Below are 16,572 nucleotides of genomic sequence, written 5' to 3'. Positions count from 1 at the left end.
CCGGAACCTAGGGTGGCCCCATGACCAGCCAGACCCCAGCTGAGGAGCTCGTGCTCGGCCCCGCGGTGGAGCACTTCGTGGAGCAGTTCGCGCTGACGTGGAGCCCGCGGATGGAGGGCCGCATCATCGCCCTCCTGATGATCGTGGACCGGCCCTACCTGTCCTCGCAGGAGATCGCGCGGCTGCTCAAGGCGAGCGCCGGGGCGGTGTCCACGGGCACCCGGCGGCTGGTCGAGGTCGGTTTCATCAAGCGGCACTCCGTGCTCGGCGACCGGCACCACTACTTCCGCGTCGAGGACGACATCTGGGGCAGCTTCCTCGCCGGCGAACGGGCCTACCTGACGCACCTGCGGGCCGTGATCGACGAGGGGCTCGCGATCGCCGGTGACGCCGAGGGCCCGCACAAGCGCCTCGTCAACGCGCGCAACTACAACGAATGGCTCGCCGGGTACCACCGCAAGATGCTCGCCGACTGGGAGGCGTACCGCGACGCCCATTCGGCGGACGGAACAGGAGAACCGTGACCGATCCCGCCTCCGCAGCCGCGACACCGGACGCCACACTGGACAACGCACCCGGCAGCGCCCCGGGCCGTGCGCCCGTGCTCGAGGTCCGCGACCTGACCGTCTCCTTCCGGGTCGACGACGGGCGCGCTCCCGACGTCGCGGCGGTGCGCGGTGTCTCCTTCGACGTGCTACCGGGCGAGGTGCTCGCGATCGTCGGCGAGTCGGGCTCCGGCAAGAGCGTGTCCTCGCTCGCGCTGCTGGGCCTGCTGGGACGCCACGCCGTCGTGGGCGGCAGCGCACGCCTGGGCGGGCCAGGGCAGGAGCCGGTCGAGCTGATCGGGCTCGACCGGCGCGCGCTGCAGGACGTGCGCGGGCGTCGTGTCGCGATGGTCTTCCAGGACTCCTCGGGCGCGCTGGACCCGGTGTTCACCGTCGGCTTCCAGCTCGACGAGATGCTGCGGCGGCACGCCCCGGACCTGTCGCGGGCGCAGCGGCGCGACCGCGCGGTGGAGCTGCTGAGCATGGTCGAGCTGCCCGACCCGGCCCAGCGGCTCCGGTTCTACCCGCACCAGCTCTCGGGCGGCCAGGCGCAGCGGGTCATGATCGCGATGGCGCTCGCGTGCGACCCGGAGGTGCTGCTCGCCGACGAGCCGACGACGGCGCTCGACGTCACCGTGCAACGCGAGGTGCTGGACGTGCTGCGCCGCCTGCGGGAGCGCGTGTCGACGTCGATAGTGCTGATCACGCACGACATGGGCGTGGTCGCCGACCTCGCCGACCGGGTGGTCGTGATGCGCGCCGGCGAGGTGGTCGAGACGGCGCCCGTGCGGCAGCTCTTCGACGCGCCCCGGGCCGCGTACACGCGCGAGCTGCTGGCCGCCGTCCCGCGCGTGGGGACGCACGAGCGGCCGAGCGGCGCCACCGAGTCCGCCCGGCCGGCCCTCGCGTTCGACGAGCTCGTGGTCGAGTACCGCGACCGGCGCGGTCGGGCGGTCCGCGCCGTCGACGGCGTGACGCTGAGCGTGCGGCCCGGCGAGATCGTCGCCCTGGTCGGCGAGTCGGGTTCCGGGAAGTCGTCGATGGGGCGCTGCGCGCTCGGCCTCGCTCCCGTCACGTCCGGCACCGTGGAGGTGGTCGGCACCCGGCCCGGCCACGACTCGCCGCGGACCGTCCGGGCGGCGCGGTCCCGGGTGGGTGTCGTGTTCCAGAACCCGGCCGCGTCCCTGAACCCGCGGTACTCGATCGGCGAGTCGGTCGCCGAGCCGCTGCTGGTCCACGCCGGCCTGCGCGGGGCGGAGCTCGAGCGGCGCACCGCGGAGCTGCTGGAGAGCGTCGAGCTGCCCGCGGCGTGGGTGTCCCGCTACCCGCACGAGCTCTCGGGCGGCCAGCTCCAGCGCGTCTCCATCGCCCGGGCGATCTCCCTGGGTCCGGACCTGCTGATCGCGGACGAGCCGACGTCGGCCCTGGACGTCTCCGTGCAGGCCACGGTGCTCGACGTGTTCCGGGAGGTGCAGCGGTCCCTCGGGTTCGCCTGCCTGTTCATCAGCCACGACCTAGCGGTGGTGGACGAGCTCGCCGACCGGGTCGCCGTCCTGCACCAGGGCCGGCTGGTCGAGGCGGGCGAGCGGACGCGCGTGCTCGGGAGCCCGGAGCAGGACTACACCCGGCGCCTGCTGGCGGCCGCCCCGGTCCCGGACCCGGCAGAACAGGCAACCCGCCGCGCCACGGCCAGGAGCTGACTCGCGTTCAGCAGGCTCGGGACGACCATCTGCCCGGGGGTTACGGCTCTGCCGGAGCCTGCTGAACCACGGTCAGGACGGCTGGCCGGGTGAAAATCCAGTGCTGGGTGTCATGTGCGGTCTACCTGCGCGTAAGGCACCACCTCTACCTTCGGCGGCGTGCCAGTCGTCACCGGTGCGCCGACGGCGCCCCCAGCCCAACGCCCGTCCGAGCGGATCGGCGCCGTCGACGGCCTGCGTGGTCTCGCGCTGATCCTCGTGGTCGCGTTCCACCTGTTCGGCCACGGCCGGGTCTCGGGCGGCGTCGACGTGTTCCTCCTGCTGTCCGGGTACTTCGCGACGGGTGCGCTGCTGCGCCGCGCGGAAGCCGGCACGCTGCGGCTCTCCGCGCACTACGCGCGCACGCTGACCCGACTGCTCCCGGCCGCGCTGGTGGTCCTGGCCGCCGTCACCGTCGCGCTCCTCACGCTGGCGCCCCGGATGCGCTGGTCGTCCGTGCTGCGGGAGGTCGGGGCGTCCGCGACCTTCTGGGAGAACTGGGAGCTCATCCAGGCCGCGCTCGCGTACGGAGCCGCCGGGCCCGACGCGAGCCCGCTGCAGCACTTCTGGTCGCTGTCGGTGCAGGGCCAGTTCTTCGCCGTCTGGCCGCTGGTGGTGCTCGGCCTGACCGCCTGCGCCCGACGGTTCGCTCGCCGCGGCGGCGGGGTTACGCCCACGGTCCTGCTGGCCGTCGTCACGGCCACGGCCACCGCCGCGTCGTTCGGCTACGCGTTGTGGCTCGTCTCTGCGGACCAGCCCACCGCGTACTTCAGCACGTTCACCCGGTTCTGGGAGATCGGCGCGGGCGCGCTGCTCGCGCTGGCCCTGCGCCGGGGAGTCCCGTTCCGCGGGCAGGACGTCGCCGGCTGGGCCGGGCTCGCCCTGGTCGTCGGGTCGGGCTTCCTGGTCGACGGCGCCGTTGTGTTCCCCGGGGCCTGGGCGCTCGTGCCGGTCGGCGGCGCCGCACTCGTGCTGCTGGCGACGGTCCCGCAGCGGACGGAGCCGGGCGAGCTTGCGCACGGCGTCGGACGGCTCCTGGACAGCGCTCCCCTGCGCTTCGGCGCGCGCATCTCGTACGCCCTGTACCTCTGGCACTGGCCGGTCCTGGTCTTCTGGCTCCTCGCGACCGGCGCGCACCACGTGAGCCCGGCCGCGGGCGCCGGGATCCTGGCGGCCTCCACCGCCCTCGCGTGGCTCACCACGCGGTACGTCGCCGAGCCGCTGCTCACCCACGTCACCGACCGCCTGGCGGCACGCCGGGCCACGACCACGAGCCGGCCGCCCGGCCCCGCCCGCTCCGGCGGCGACGCCGCCACCCGGGCCGCCACGACGCCGTCGGGCAGACGGATCCTCGCGGTCCTGGCCGGTGCCGCCGTGCTGGTGCTCGGCGGCACCCAGGCCGCGGCGACCGCACACGACGCGACGGTGCGGAGCAACGTCGCCGGGCTGCTCGAACCGTCGCCGGAGCATCCGGGCGCCGCCGCGCTGGCGCCGGGCACAGCGCGCGCCGAGGCGCCGTCCGCGGCCCCGTTCCGGCCCGCGACCTGGGTCGCGTACGACGACCACCCCGGCCGGCCCGGCTGCGTCCAGGACCGCGAGCGGGCCGAGGTGCTGGAGTGCACGGTCGTGGCGCCGGCGGACCCGGGCGCCGTCGTCTACCTCGCCGGGGCCTCGCACGAGCTGCAGTACGAGGAGGCCTTCGTGGCGCTCGCCCGCGAGCACGGCTGGGAGCTGCGCGAGATGCTCAAGCACGGCTGCCGCCTGGCGACGTCGGGCGACGAGGGCCCGGCGTACACGCCGGCGTGTGCCACGTGGAACGAGCAGGCGCTGGACGCCCTGGTCGCGGCCCGCCCCGACGTCGTCGTGGTCGTGGGCACGCGGACCTACGAGGACGGCTCGCCCGAGGAGGTGCTGCCCGGCCAGGCCGACGCGTGGCGTGTGCTGGACGACGCCGGCATCCAGGTGGTGACCGTGCGCGACAACCCGCGCTTCGAGTGGTTCGTGCCCGAGTGCGTGGACGCCGCCGGCTCCCCCGACGCCTGCGGGCGGCCGCGCGCGGAGCAGCTCGCCGCCGTCTCCCCCGTGACGACGGCGCCCGGCGTGCCCGACGGCGTCGTCCACCTGGACCTCACCGACTCGGTGTGCGGACCGGAGACCTGCGCGGCCGTGGTCGGCAACGTGCTCGTGTACCGCGACGACGACCATCTGACGAACACGTACGTCCGTACGCTCAGGCCCGTGCTCGGCAGGCAGCTCCGATCCGTCACACCCTGGCTGTTCGACGACGGGAACACGGCCGGACCCGGGTAACCTCTGCGGCGATGAGCAGCACACGGCACGACCCCGGACCGGACCAGCTCAAGGGCATCCTCTTGGTGGTGGTGATCTTCGGCCACACGTTCTGGCAGGGCGTCGGCGAATCGTGGACCAAGTGGATGATCTACGGCTTCCACATGCCGATGTTCCTGTTCCTGTCCGGGTACATGATCTCGATGGCCCGGTTCGGCACCCGACCGTGGGGCGACCTGCTGCGCCACTACTGGAAGCGCATGATCGCCGCCTGGCTCGTGGTCAGCGTGCTGTGGCTGGCACTGCAGAAGCCCGAAGCCTTCGCCGACGTGCAGACCTTCCTCGAGGTGCTGCTGCTGCGCCCGGACTTCCACCTCTGGTACGTGCCGATGCTGTTCCTCGGCGTGCTGCTGCTGCGCCTGCTCGCGCGGCCGCTCAACGGCTCGGCGGCGGCCCGGGCCGCCCTCGGGGTCGCCGCCGTCGTCGGCGCCCTGCTCTTCCAGACGCCGCTGAAGGAGCTCGTGCCGCAGGTCGTCCTGGACAACGTCGACGCCCGGTACGCCGGGTACTTCGTCTGGATCCTGCTGGGCGTGGCCGTGCGCAACGGGTGGTTTCCACGCCTGCGCGCGTGGTGGCTCGCGCTGCCGGTCGTCCTCGGCCTCGTGGCCCGGAGCTGGGTCTACACGTCCGGCGGCCCCGGCCCCTGGTGGAGCGTCGTCGCGTTCACCGTGCTCTCGCTGGGCGCGGCGCTGTGCGTGCCCGCGCTCCGCGACGCCCTGCGCGCGCGTGTGCCGATCGTCGGCGAAGGGCTGCGCACGGTGGGCCGGCACTCGCTGTACGTGTACCTGCTGCACCCGTTCGTCACCGACGCGCTGCACACCCCCGAGGTGGGCTGGATCCGCTCGCTGGTGCTCGGCGCCGCCGTCACCGTCGCGATCCTCGTGGCGAGCTGCGTGGTGGCGGGCGTCCTGGAGCGGGTGGGCGTGCGACGGCGTCAGTACCGCGGGTACGCGTAGTACAGCACCTCCGACTCCGGCACCCAGCGCTCCACCACGCCGCGGACGCCCGGGCGCAGCGCGCCGCCGCCACCGGTGTTGCCTTCGATGACCTTGATCCGTGAGCCGGTGACCTGCACCACGAACATCACGTGCGACGCCTCACCCGACGCCACGTAGGAGACGAACGCCAGCGCCCCGACCCGCGGCGACGAGCCCGTCGGCCGCGTGCGCCGGACCGTGTCCCGGTACCGCGTCCAGGTGGTCGACTGCGGCACCAGCGACGCATGCCCCGACGCCTTGAAGAACCACGACTGGAACAGCCCGCACCACGGCGCGTTCGTGCGCGCCCACACGTTGTACTTGCTGTGCCAGTCGTAGCGGGAGCCGTTGTTTGCGTCGTACCGCACGGTGTAGCCCACCTGGGAGCGCGCGGCCGCCACCACCTCGCCCCGGACGCCGGTCAGGCCGGTCAGCGCCTCGTCGCCGTCGGCGTTCGTGTAGAGCACGCCGCCCTCGAACCGCTGCACGCAGCCACCCCGGGCCAGCCCGCACAGCGGGTCCATCACCGGCGCGCCCAGACGGCCCCTGGCGCCGCCGAGATCGCGGTACTCGCCCAGGACGCCGCCGTGCACCCACCAGGTCCGCACCCGGCCGGAGCGCGTCACCTTGACGAGGATCCCCTCCCGGTACGAGCGGGAGACGACGGAACGCGTCACCTGCCGCAGGCCCGACGTCGGCCGCCCGACCGCCGGGCCCATCTGCCGGGCGCGGGACGTCATGGACCGGTCGGCCGTCGTGAGCCGGACGCCGATCCGCGGCGTCCACGACGACCGCGCGGTGGCCGAGCCGCGGTAGATGGCCCGGTACTCGTAGACCGCCCCCGCCCGGATCCGCACGCTGTACCGCCCGGAGCGGTTCGTGGTGTCGGCGCCGACGGTGCTCCAGCCGGACTCGTTCATCCGCTTCCTCTGCACCACGACCTCGCGCCCGCGCGCCGGGTCACCGCCGACCGTCAGCCGGCCGAACATCCAGAAGGTCTCGCCCTTGCGCAGCCGCCGCTCCCGCACGCCCGCGGTGAGGTCGCTCCGCGCCGCGGCCGTGACGACGGTCGGTGGGGCCCCGGTGACGACGTCCGGTGCGGTGGCGACGTCCGGTGCGGCCTCGGCGGCGATATCGCCGACCGGGAGCGCGAGCGCGACCACGAGCGAGGCGCCGAGCCAGCAGCGCAGGAGCAGCTGGGCACCGCCTCGTCCCCGGTCGGCCGGCGGACCGGGCTGCCGCGTCGGCACGCGCCCCATGCCCGGCAGGCTACGTCCGCTCCGGTGGGCCCGCACGACGAGGCCCTGCGGACGATGCCGGTCACAACGCCATGCCGGTCAGAACGACGCCGGCAGCACCTCGCGAACCCGGTCGGTGAGCTGCTCCATGTAGGTGCGCGTCACGTGGTTCGGGTCGCGGTAGACGAGCACGTTGCCGATCACGGCCGGGCAGGTCGACTCGTCGCAGAAGAAGTCCAGGAACTCGCCCGACTTCGCCCGCGGAGCCAGCTCCAGCGCGGCAGGGACCGTGTCGCGGCCGCCCACGGCGTCCGCCCGCGGCTGGTCGCACTGCGTGGGGTCCGTGTAGTTCTCGGTGACGCACTCGATGATGTCGTCCCGCGCGTGCGGCGTGTCCCGCAGCACCACGACCTGCGAGCCCTGGTCCGCGAGCTCGTTCCAGACCTCGGCGAGGCCTTCCGCGCCTGGGTGCTCCTCCGAGCCGCGCGGCGCGAGGGCGTACGACTCCTGGAAGGACGTGACCACGAGCTCGGGCGCCAGCTCGAGCACCTCGGCGCGCGTCTGGGCGTTCGCCGCCGCGCAGGCCTCGACCTCCGGGCTGTCGCCGCTGCGCCGGTCCGCGCTGAACGGGCAGGCCGAGTGCAGGTAGGTGACCACACGCCAGTCGCGCTCCTCGGCGACGGTGATGATCGGCTGCGAGAACATCGCGGCGTGCGAGTCGCCGACGATGGCCACCGTCGCCTTGGGGTTCTCCGTCTCACCGAACTCGCACATGGCGGTCACCGGGTCGCGCTGCGCCGCCTGGCACGCGTTGATCTCGGCGTCCTTGTCCTCGGCGGCCTTGATCGGGTTGGGCGAGATGGCGGTGCTGCCGTCCACGAACGGCGCGAAGTTGCGCTCGATGCCCTCCGGGATGGTCTCGTCCGCCTCGCTCGCGGCGGCCTGCGCGTTGGTGTCCCAGCGGTCGATGGTGCCCTGGACGCGCCACGGCAGGGTGAGGGTGAGGCCGGCCACGAGCACCATCGCCACCAGGGCCGCCACGAGCATGCGCCCGTCGGCCCTGAACCAGCGCACGGTGCGGATGGGCTGCTCCACCAGCGTGTAGCTCGCTATCGCCATCGCGAACGAGGCGATGAGAATGACCATGACGTCCGTCAGCCTCGGGTCCCGGTCGGTGTACACCCCGAAGAACACGACCACCGGGAAGTGCCACAGGTACAGCGAGTACGAGATGTCGCCGATGCGCTGGACGGCCCACGACTCCGCGACCACGCGCAGCGAGCCGGGGCCGGAGGTGCGGCCACCCGCGATCACGGCGCAGGCGCCCAGCGTCGGCGCGAGCGCCGCGACACCGGGGAACGCCGTGCCGTCGTCGTACAGGCAGGCCGCGGTGACGATCGTCGCGACGCCGAACACGACCAGCGTGTTGCGCAGCGGCGCGAACCGCTTCGTGTCGCGGATCACGAGCGCCAGGATGCCGCCGGCCGCGAGCTCCCAGACACGGGTCAGCGTCGAGTAGTACGCGACCGGGTCGTCGCCCGACGACTGGTTGATGCCCCAGGCCAGCGAGGCGACGGCCACCACGCCGAAGATCGCCAGCAGGATCCCCCGCAGCCTGGCCGGGTTCTTGACCACGACGCCGCCCCGGCTGCCGCCCCACAGCACGACGGCGAGCACGACCAGCAGCGGCCAGACCAGGTAGAACTGCTCCTCGACGCCGAGGGACCAGAAGTGCTGGAACGCCGTCGGGCTGTTGCTGGCGGCCTGGTAGTCGACGGACTCCGCGGCGAGCGCCCAGTTCTCCACGTACAGCACGGAGGCGAGCGCCTGTTTCCACCACGACTCCACCAGGGACGGCGGCAGCAGCACCAGCGCGATCACAATGACGCCCACGGTGGTGACCAGGGACGCCGGCAGGATGCGCCGGGCCCGGGCGGCCCAGAACTTCTTGAGGTTCACCGCGCCGGTGGCCGAGGCCTCGCGCCACAGGTGGCCCGTGATGAGGAAGCCCGAGATCACGAAGAACACGTCCACGCCGATGTAGCCCCCGGGCAGAACTGCCGGGTCGATGTGGTAGACGAGCACCAGCAGCACCGCGAGGGCGCGCAGTGCCTGGACCTCGGGGCGGAACTTGCGGGGGCGGGCGGAATGCTCGCGTGACCCGTCCGGTGCCGCGGCAGGCGCGGTCGTCGTTGCCGTCATGGCGCGTCGGGCTCTTCATCGTCGGGGGCAAGGACGGGCCCCACTGTCCCACAGAAACAGTGGGGTGAAAAAACTCTTGTTTCGCCTTTGTTTCAGATGTGCAGATGCGATGGCAATCCTCGTCAGGACGCGTAGGTTGCCCTACGGGCCCCGCACGGGGGCCCGCTTTTCACCCACAGGAGAGTGAACCATGCGCATCTCCCATTCCAGGCGAGCACTCGCCGTCGCCACCGCGACGTCGCTCGCGCTCACCGCGCTCGGCACCGTCGCCGGGAACGCAGCGGATGAGCCCGAGTCGACACCGGTCCCGATCGTCACCCCCGATGGAGCCCTGTTCTCCTACGTGGTGAACACCGAGCACACGAGCGCCCGCGAGACGGCCCTCGCAATCAGGGCGGTCCAGCGGGCCGACGGTGTCGCCGTGCAGGCGTGGCCGCAGATCGGCGTCGTCGTGGCACACTCCGCCAACGGCTCGTTCCGCGAGGACGTGCTCACCGCGGATCGCGCCGGCGTCGTCGAGTCCGTCGGTGCCACCCGCACCGTCTCCCCCACCGAGGGCACGCCGGGCGCGGACAGCCCCTCGGGCGCCCAGAAGAGCAAGTCCGTGGAGGGCCAGGCGAAGAAGGACACCACCGGCTGGACCGTCGACGAGCCGGCCGGCACCGCCGTCGTGCCCGACCCGGGCGAGGCGACGCAGTGGGACATGGAGATGATCAAGGCTGACCAGGCCCTCGAGATCAACCCCGGGTCGTCCGACGTCGTCGTCGGCGTGCTGGACTCCGGGATCGACGCCGAGCACCCGGACCTGGCCAGCCAGGTCGACGCCGACCAGTCCGTGAACTGCACGGACGGCGGCCGTCCGGACATGTCGGCGACCGGCTGGCTGCCGACCACCTCCGACCACGGCACGCACGTCGCGGGCACCATCGCGGCCGCGCAGAACGGCGTGGGCATCGTGGGCGTGGCGCCCGGCGTCAAGATGGCCTCCGTCAAGGTCGTGAACGACGACGGGTTCATCTACCCGGAGTACGCGATCTGCGGCTTCATCTGGGCGGGCATGAACCGCATGGACGTCACGAACAACTCGTACTACATCGACCCGTTCATGTACTGGTGCGAGGACCAGCCCGACCAGCTCGCCGCGAAGGAGGCCGTGCGCCGCGCGGTGGACTTCTCGACCAAGCGGGGCGTGGTGCACGCCGCCGCGGCGGGCAACGCCGCGACGGACCTGGCCAACAACACCACCGACGCGTCCAGCCCGAACGACTCGACGGCGGTGCAGCGGGTCATCAACTCCGGCTGCGAGGACATCCCCGCTGAGCTGGACGGCGTCGTGACGGTCTCGTCGCTGACCCAGGCAACCAACCTGAGCTCGTTCTCGAACCGCGGCCTCGGCAAGATCGACGTGTCCGCCCCTGGCAGCGCGATCCTGTCGACGGAGCTCGACGGCACCTGGGACCTCAAGAGCGGCACCTCGATGGCGTCCCCGCACGTTGCTGGCGTGCTGGCGCTCATGAAGTCGGCGCACCCGCGCTGGAGCCCGGCGCAGCTGGAGGCGGCGGTCCGCGCCCAGGCCGACGACCACGAGTGCACCACCACGACGGCCGGACCGGCCTGCTTGGGCGATCCGGCGGAGAACAGCTTCTACGGCGACGGCATAGCCGACGCCCTGGACGCGGTAACCCCCTGACCACCACCCCACCCCGCCGAGGTAGAACCCTGGCGAGGTAGGACTGGGGCGAGGTAGGACTGGGGCGAGGTAGAACCGCAGCGGTGCCGCGGTTCTACCTCGCCAGAGTTCTACCTCGCCAGGGTTCTACCTCGGCGGGGTGGGGTCAGAAGCGGGTGCGGACCGGCGGGGTGTCCATCGGGTCGACGAACAGCCAGGGCGCCCTCATCCGCAGCGAGTTGTGCAGCGGGCGCGTCAGAGTCGCCGCGTAGGTGGCGGTCAGGTGGTTGTCGTCGCGGTAGATCAGCACGTTCCCTGCCGCGCCCTCGCACAGCCGTACCCCGCAGATGAACCGGGTGAGGTCGACGTGTACCGCCGTCTGCGGTACTCCCTGCGCGGTCTCGACCGGGTTCACTGGCGAGTAGACGTCCGTCCGGGGCCGCGCGCAGCCGACGCCGTCCGGGTGGCTCTCCACGCACGCCGGGACGTCGAACGCGAAGCGCGGGTTGTCCCTGATCGTCACCACCCGGATTCCCGTTGCGGCCAGCCGGCGCCACGCGCGCGCCTCCGCCGGGATCACCGTGTCGCCCGGGGCGTTGGCCGAGGTCCGGCTCCCGACCACCAGCACCGCGTCGGGCCGCAGCTGCTCGAGCGCGGCCAGGGCGTTGATCCGCCACGACCAGCACTTGTCGGTGTTGCTCGCCGGGCCGAGCTGTCCCACCGGCGCGGCCAGGCGGCAGCCGCGACGCGCCATGAGCTGCACCCGCCAGTTCTCCTGCCGCCCGACCTCGGCCATGGCGGGCGCCCACTGGATGATGTGCGAGTCGCCCACCATCACCACCGTGTGGTCCGGATCCGGCCCGTCGGTCAGGACGCAGCTCCGGGCCGCGTCCGACCCGGGGGTGACCACGTTGTCCTGGATGCAGTCCTGGGCGTCGACGTCGGGCAGGTCCTGCGCGGCCACCGCGGGCGCGGGCTGGATCGCGAGGTCGCCCGGAACCGGGTCGCCGTACGCAGGGCTCAGGGCGAGTGCTCCCGGGTACTGGGACGGCCCTGCCGCCTCCGCCGCGGCCTCGGCGGCCGCGAGCAGCTGGGCGTCCTGCCGTTCGAGCTCGGTCACGGCAGCCACCGTGCCGCCCGCCACCAGCGAGGCGCAGGCAGCGGCGGCCACCAGCGCCCGTACACCGCCGAACGCCTCCCGGAACCGCTGCGCGGGGTCCGCCACGAGCTTGGTGGTGAGCCAGGACAGCACGACGGACGTCGTCAGGATGAGTGCGGCGCCGACCCAGTCCACCCGGTCCTGGCCCGTGTAGTGCAGGTACGCGATGAGCAGCGGCCAGTGCCACAGGTACAGCGCGTAGGAGATGTCGGCGACGAAGCGCAGCGGCGCCAGCTGCAGCAGGCCGCGCGGGCCCCAGCCGGCGCTCCCGCCCGAGCCCAGCAGCACGAGCAGGGCGCCCGCCACGGGCCACAGGGCCCAGGGCCCTGGGAACAGCGCACCGCCGTCGAGCACGAACCCGCTGGACACGACCAGCCCGAGCCCCGCCCACCCCAGCAGGGGACGCAGGAAGCCCGGGAACCGGAGCCACGGCAGAGCCAGGGCGAGGAACCCGCCGACGCCCAGCTCCCAGAACCGGGCCCAGGAGTGGAAATACGCGACCGGCTGATCCAGGGCGTGCAGGTTCAGGGCGTACACGAACGACGCCGCCGTCGTGCCGATGACCACCACGAGCAGCACGTCGCGGGCGCTGATCCACAGCCGGCGCGCCAGCGCGACCACAACCAGCACCACTACCGGCCAGACCAGGAAGAACTGCCCCTGCACGGACATCGACCAGAAGTGCTGCAGGGGGCTGGTCTGCGGTCCGGCCGCGCCGTAGGCGAGCTGGCCCGAGATCATCTCCCAGTTCACGTAGTACAGCGCCGACGCGAGGATCTCGCGGCCCGTCTGCACCCACATGCCACGCGGCATGATCCACCAGGCCAGGGCGGCCGTCGCGACGAGCACCAGGAGGGCAGGGGGGACGAGCCGGGAGAACGTCCGCCCGTAGTGCTCCCCCAGGCGCAGCTCGCGCCGCTCGGCGCGGCGCAGCAAAGAGCCCGTCGCCAGGAACCCCGACAGGACCAGGAAGACGTCGACGCCGCCGGACACCCGGCCGTTGCCGAACAGGTGGAACGCGACGACGAGAGCGAGCGCCAGCCCGCGCAGGCCGTGCAGCTCGGGGATGTGCACGGCGGTCGGACGGCGCCCGGTGGCGCTGCGCTCAGGCGGCGAGACGCCGTCCGGCAGCGACGGCCCGCCGGTGGCGATTCCCGGATCCGCGGGCCCGAATGTGGGCGGCAGCGAACTCGAGACGACGGTCACTGGCCAACCTCCGGGTCTGCGTGCGGGCCTGGCCGCGCGTCTCCGGATCACTCGGGACGACTACCCAGGCCAGGCGCGTTTTCTGCAACATGGGAGGGCCGCCGACGTGGGTCGGCGGCCCTCCGGCGTTGCGGAGCGTATCAGGGACTCGGTGGCTCCACCGGTCACAGTCCGGACACGTTCGAGACGGTGGTTCAGTACTGGTGCGCCGGCCCGCCGATCATGCCCGCCGCGACGGTCTTGTTGGTCGCCTCGTCCACGAGGATGAAGGCGCCGGTCTGCCGGTTCGCCTGGTAGGCGTCCACGAAGAGCGGCTGGGTCACGCGCAGGCGGATCCGGGCCATCTCGTTCAGCTTGATCTCGGTGGCGTCCTCGTCGCGGTGCAGCGTGTTGACGTCGACGCGGTAGTTGATGTTCTTGACCATCGCCCGCGCCCACCGGGTGGTGTGCTTGATCGCGTACTTCTTGCCCTGCACCAGCGACGCCGACTCGTCCATCCAGCAGATCTGGGCGTCGATGTCCTGCGTCACCGTCGGCACGTTGTTCGGACGGCAGATCATGTCGCCGCGCGAGATGTCGATCTCGTCCGCCAGGCGCACCGTCACGGACATGGGCGGGTACGCCTCGTCGACAGGGCCGTCCGCCGTGTCGATCGACTCGATGGTGGTCTCGAGGCCGGCAGGGAGGGCCAGCACCTTGTCGCCCGGCTTCATGACGCCGGACGCGACGGTGCCCGCGTAGCCGCGGTAGTCGCGCGCGTCGTTCTGCTGCGGCCGGATCACGTACTGCACCGGGAACCGCACGTCGACCAGGTTGCGGTCGGAGGCGACGTGCAGGCGCTCGAGGTGGCTGAGCAGCGGCGAGCCGTCGAACCACTGCATGTTCTCCGAGCGCGTCACCACGTTGTCGCCCTCCAGGGCGGACACCGGGATGAACGTCAGGTCGGGCACGCGCAGGCGGGAGGCGAACTCGGTGAACTCCGCGCGGATCCTCTCGAAGACCTGCTCGTCATAGTCCACCAGGTCCATCTTGTTCACGCAGACCACCACGTGCGGCACGCCCAGCAGGGTGGCCAGGAACGTGTGCCGGCGCGACTGCTCGACGACGCCCTTGCGCGCGTCCACGAGGATCAGCGCCACGTCGGCCGTCGAGGCGCCCGTGACCATGTTCCGCGTGTACTGCGTGTGGCCAGGCGTGTCCGCGATGATGAACTTGCGCTTCGGCGTCGCGAAGTAGCGGTACGCGACGTCGATGGTGATGCCCTGCTCGCGCTCGGCGCGCAGGCCGTCGGTCAGGAGCGACAGGTCCGCGTAGTCGTTGCCGCGGTCCTTGCTGACCTGCTCCACGGACTCGAGCTGGTCGGCGAAGATCGACTTGCTGTCGAACAGCAGGCGCCCGATCAGGGTGGACTTGCCGTCGTCGACCGAGCCGGCCGTCGCGAACCGCAGGAGGTCGCCGCTGACGATCTCGTGCGGCTCCGAGGGCACGCCGGCCTCGGGAAGAGTCGTCGTCATCAGAAGTAGCCTTCCTTCTTGCGGTCCTCCATGGCGGCCTCGCTCACCTTGTCGTCGCCGCGGGTGGCGCCGCGCTCGGTCAGCCGGACGGCCGCCACCTCCTCGACGACGTCGTGGAGCGTGGTCGCCGCGGACTCGACGCATGCGGTGAGGTTCGCGTCGCCGACGGTGCGGTAGCGCGTGGACCGGACCTGCGCGGTCTCGCCGTCCTTGAGCGGGGTGAAGCCGTTGACCTCGTAGAGCATGCCGTTGCGCTCGACGACCTCGCGCTCCTTGGCGAGGTAGAGGTCGGGCAGGTCGATGTTCTCGGCCTCGATGTACGCCCAGATGTCCAGCTCGGTCCAGTTGGACAGCGGGAACACCCGGATCGACTCGCCCTGGTGGACGCGGCCGTTGTACAGGTTCCAGATCTCCGGACGCTGGTTCTTGGGGTCCCACTGGCCGAAGTCGTCGCGGAAGGAGAACACGCGCTCCTTGGCGCGGGCCTTCTCCTCGTCGCGGCGGCCACCGCCGAACAGGGCGTCGAAGCCGTGCTTCTCGGCGGCCTCCAGCAGCACCGGCGTCTGGATCCGGTTGCGGGAGCCGTTGGGCTCCTCCTGCACCAGTCCGCGGTCGATCGCCTCCGGGACGGAGGCCACGACCAGCTGCACACCTGTGCGCTCCACCCACCGGTCCCGGCAGTCGAGCACGGTCTGGAAGTTCAGGCCGGTGTCGACGTGCATGATCGGGAACGGCACCCGCGCCGGCGCGAACGCCTTGACCGCGAGGTGCAGCATGACGATGGAGTCCTTGCCGCCGGAGAACAGCAGGCACGGCCGCTGCATCTCGGCGACCACCTCACGCATGATGTGGATGCTCTCGGCTTCCAGGCTGCGCAGCTGGCTCAGAACGTGACTCTTCACGACTGGGCACCTTCCTTGCTATCTGCCCCGACCACGGACGCGACACCAACGGTGTCGAGCAGCTCACGCAGGCGCGGAGCCAGTGCCGGGGGGCATACGAACAGGTCAGGGAGCCAGGGGCTCTCCCGGTTGTACTCGAGCTCGGATCCGTCGAGGCGGGTGCAGACGAGCCCCCGGGACCGGGCAACGGCGACAGGGGCCGCAGAGTCCCACTCGTACTGCCCACCCCCGTGGACGTAAGCGTCCACTGTACCGTCGGCGACCGCGAGCATCTTGACACCCGCGGAGCCCATCGGCACGAGCTCCACGTCGTCGCGCTCTGCCAGCGCGGCCACGAACTCCGGTGGACGGCTGCGGCTCGCCGCGATCCGCAGCGGCCGGTTCCCGGCCAGCACGGCGGCAGTGTCGTCGTCCCGCACGACGCCGTCCGCGGTGGTCAGGACCTGCGCACGGGCCGGCAGGGCGACGGCTCCGACGGTCAGCCCGACGCCACGCTCCCAGAGCGCGATGTGGACGGCGAAGTCGTCCCGCCACTGCCCCGCAAGGGGTCCGTCGGCGTGCCGCTCGGCGAACTCACGGGTGCCGTCGAGCGGGTCGATGATCCACACACGATCTGCACCGGTGCGGGACGCATCGTCCTTGGCCTCCTCGGAGAGGATGGCGTCGGCGGGCCGGGCGGCGGCCAGTGCGGCCGCGAGCCAGGCCTGGGCGGCGGCGTCCCCGGCGTCCTTGAGCTCCTTGGCGACGAAGGACCCGCCCGCCGCATCGACGTCGGCGCGAAGCGCCACGAGCACCTCCGCCGCCCCCGAGGCGAGTGCGTGGGCGAGGGCGTCGTCGTCGAGCGACGCCTGAGGAAGGGTGCGGGAGGGCGCGTTCATCGGTCTCCAGGTCTGCGGAATCTTCAGGTCGTTCAGTGCCCGGCGCCCTGGCCTCGGGTGGGGGGTGCGTCTCGTCCCAGGCCGCAGCCGGGTGAACTCCGGCGAATGCGCCGAGGCTACCATTCGTCAATGCGATCCACTGCCAGGGGACCAGATCCATGCTGATCATCAATCCAGGAACACCTATGACTATA

At 72.2% G+C, this 16,572-nt stretch carries 11 protein-coding genes; 5 read left to right on the top strand and 6 right to left on the bottom strand.

The genetic code is table 11. The features are described from left to right. Nucleotides 1–20 precede the first annotated feature (20 nt). The 4 genes from EW117_RS10790 (at nucleotide 21) to EW117_RS10775 (ending at nucleotide 5,589) form a co-directional block, all read left to right on the top strand. On the top strand, nucleotides 21–524 hold the full coding sequence (locus EW117_RS10790; protein ID WP_207211835.1) for a GbsR/MarR family transcriptional regulator: 504 nt from the start codon (nucleotides 21–23) through the stop codon (nucleotides 522–524). Then, entirely contained in the window at nucleotides 521–2,245 is a 1,725-nt protein-coding gene (locus tag EW117_RS10785) for a dipeptide ABC transporter ATP-binding protein (protein WP_242504217.1), read from the top strand. The genes EW117_RS10790 and EW117_RS10785 overlap by 4 nt, the downstream gene beginning before the upstream one ends. Before the next feature lie 159 nt (nucleotides 2,246–2,404). Then, nucleotides 2,405–4,594: an acyltransferase family protein gene (locus tag EW117_RS10780; protein ID WP_129786553.1), complete on the top strand. Its 2,190-nt coding sequence runs from the start codon at nucleotides 2,405–2,407 to the stop codon at nucleotides 4,592–4,594. A gap of 11 nt (nucleotides 4,595–4,605) precedes the next feature. Next, entirely contained in the window at nucleotides 4,606–5,589 is a 984-nt protein-coding gene (locus EW117_RS10775; protein ID WP_129786551.1) for an acyltransferase family protein, read from the top strand. Here the strand turns inward: EW117_RS10775 and EW117_RS10770 are convergent. Both EW117_RS10770 and EW117_RS10765 read right to left on the bottom strand, forming a co-directional pair. After that, nucleotides 5,568–6,869 (bottom strand): CHAP domain-containing protein, encoded by a 1,302-nt coding sequence (locus EW117_RS10770; protein ID WP_129786549.1) that lies wholly within the window; start codon nucleotides 6,867–6,869, stop codon nucleotides 5,568–5,570. The two genes, EW117_RS10775 and EW117_RS10770, sit on opposite strands and share 22 nt — an antisense overlap. Nucleotides 6,870–6,947: 78 nt before the next feature. After that, nucleotides 6,948–9,050: an acyltransferase family protein gene (locus EW117_RS10765; RefSeq protein ID WP_129786547.1), complete on the bottom strand. Its 2,103-nt coding sequence runs from the start codon at nucleotides 9,048–9,050 to the stop codon at nucleotides 6,948–6,950. Nucleotides 9,051–9,240: 190 nt separating this feature from the next. On the opposite strand from EW117_RS10765, the gene EW117_RS10760 reads away from it, so the two are divergent. Beyond that, nucleotides 9,241–10,740 (top strand): S8 family peptidase, encoded by a 1,500-nt coding sequence (locus tag EW117_RS10760; protein WP_129786545.1) that lies wholly within the window; start codon nucleotides 9,241–9,243, stop codon nucleotides 10,738–10,740. Nucleotides 10,741–10,885: 145 nt separating this feature from the next. Here EW117_RS10760 and EW117_RS10755 read toward each other — a convergent pair whose 3' ends face one another. From EW117_RS10755 to EW117_RS10740, 4 genes are all read right to left on the bottom strand, one after another. Then, complete coding sequence (locus EW117_RS10755; protein WP_165362642.1) at nucleotides 10,886–13,084, bottom strand: acyltransferase family protein; 2,199 nt, start codon at nucleotides 13,082–13,084, stop codon at nucleotides 10,886–10,888. A 194-nt stretch (nucleotides 13,085–13,278) separates the two neighbouring features. Next, nucleotides 13,279–14,598 (bottom strand): sulfate adenylyltransferase subunit CysN, encoded by a 1,320-nt coding sequence (gene cysN / locus EW117_RS10750; RefSeq protein ID WP_129786541.1) that lies wholly within the window; start codon nucleotides 14,596–14,598, stop codon nucleotides 13,279–13,281. Beyond that, entirely contained in the window at nucleotides 14,598–15,500 is a 903-nt protein-coding gene (gene cysD / locus EW117_RS10745; RefSeq protein ID WP_129786539.1) for a sulfate adenylyltransferase subunit CysD, read from the bottom strand. Before cysD ends, cysN begins: the two co-directional genes overlap by 1 nt. Then, nucleotides 15,497–16,378 carry a 3'(2'),5'-bisphosphate nucleotidase CysQ gene (locus EW117_RS10740; protein ID WP_129786537.1) on the bottom strand — a complete coding sequence of 294 codons (882 nt, stop codon included), beginning with the start codon at nucleotides 16,376–16,378 and terminating at the stop codon, nucleotides 15,497–15,499. The genes cysD and EW117_RS10740 overlap by 4 nt, the downstream gene beginning before the upstream one ends. Nucleotides 16,379–16,572: the final 194 nt, after the last annotated feature.

This window comes from Promicromonospora panici, assembly GCF_900608595.1.
Classification (GTDB): domain Bacteria; phylum Actinomycetota; class Actinomycetes; order Actinomycetales; family Cellulomonadaceae; genus Promicromonospora; species Promicromonospora panici.
The sequence above is the reverse complement of the archived record's forward strand: the minus strand, read 5'-3'. Positions and strand labels throughout refer to the sequence as shown.

Excerpts from the sequence above, each read along its gene's own strand:
- EW117_RS10790 (WP_207211835.1), top strand. The coding sequence starts at position 21 with ATGACCAGCCAGACCCCAGCTGAGGAGCTCGTGCTCGGCCCCGCGGTG.
- EW117_RS10775 (WP_129786551.1), top strand. The coding sequence starts at position 4,606 with ATGAGCAGCACACGGCACGACCCCGGACCGGACCAGCTCAAGGGCATC.
- EW117_RS10770 (WP_129786549.1), bottom strand. The coding sequence starts at position 6,869 with ATGGGGCGCGTGCCGACGCGGCAGCCCGGTCCGCCGGCCGACCGGGGA.
- EW117_RS10765 (WP_129786547.1), bottom strand. The coding sequence starts at position 9,050 with ATGACGGCAACGACGACCGCGCCTGCCGCGGCACCGGACGGGTCACGC.
- EW117_RS10760 (WP_129786545.1), top strand. The coding sequence starts at position 9,241 with ATGCGCATCTCCCATTCCAGGCGAGCACTCGCCGTCGCCACCGCGACG.
- cysN (WP_129786541.1), bottom strand. The coding sequence starts at position 14,598 with ATGACGACGACTCTTCCCGAGGCCGGCGTGCCCTCGGAGCCGCACGAG.
- EW117_RS10740 (WP_129786537.1), bottom strand. The coding sequence starts at position 16,378 with ATGAACGCGCCCTCCCGCACCCTTCCTCAGGCGTCGCTCGACGACGAC.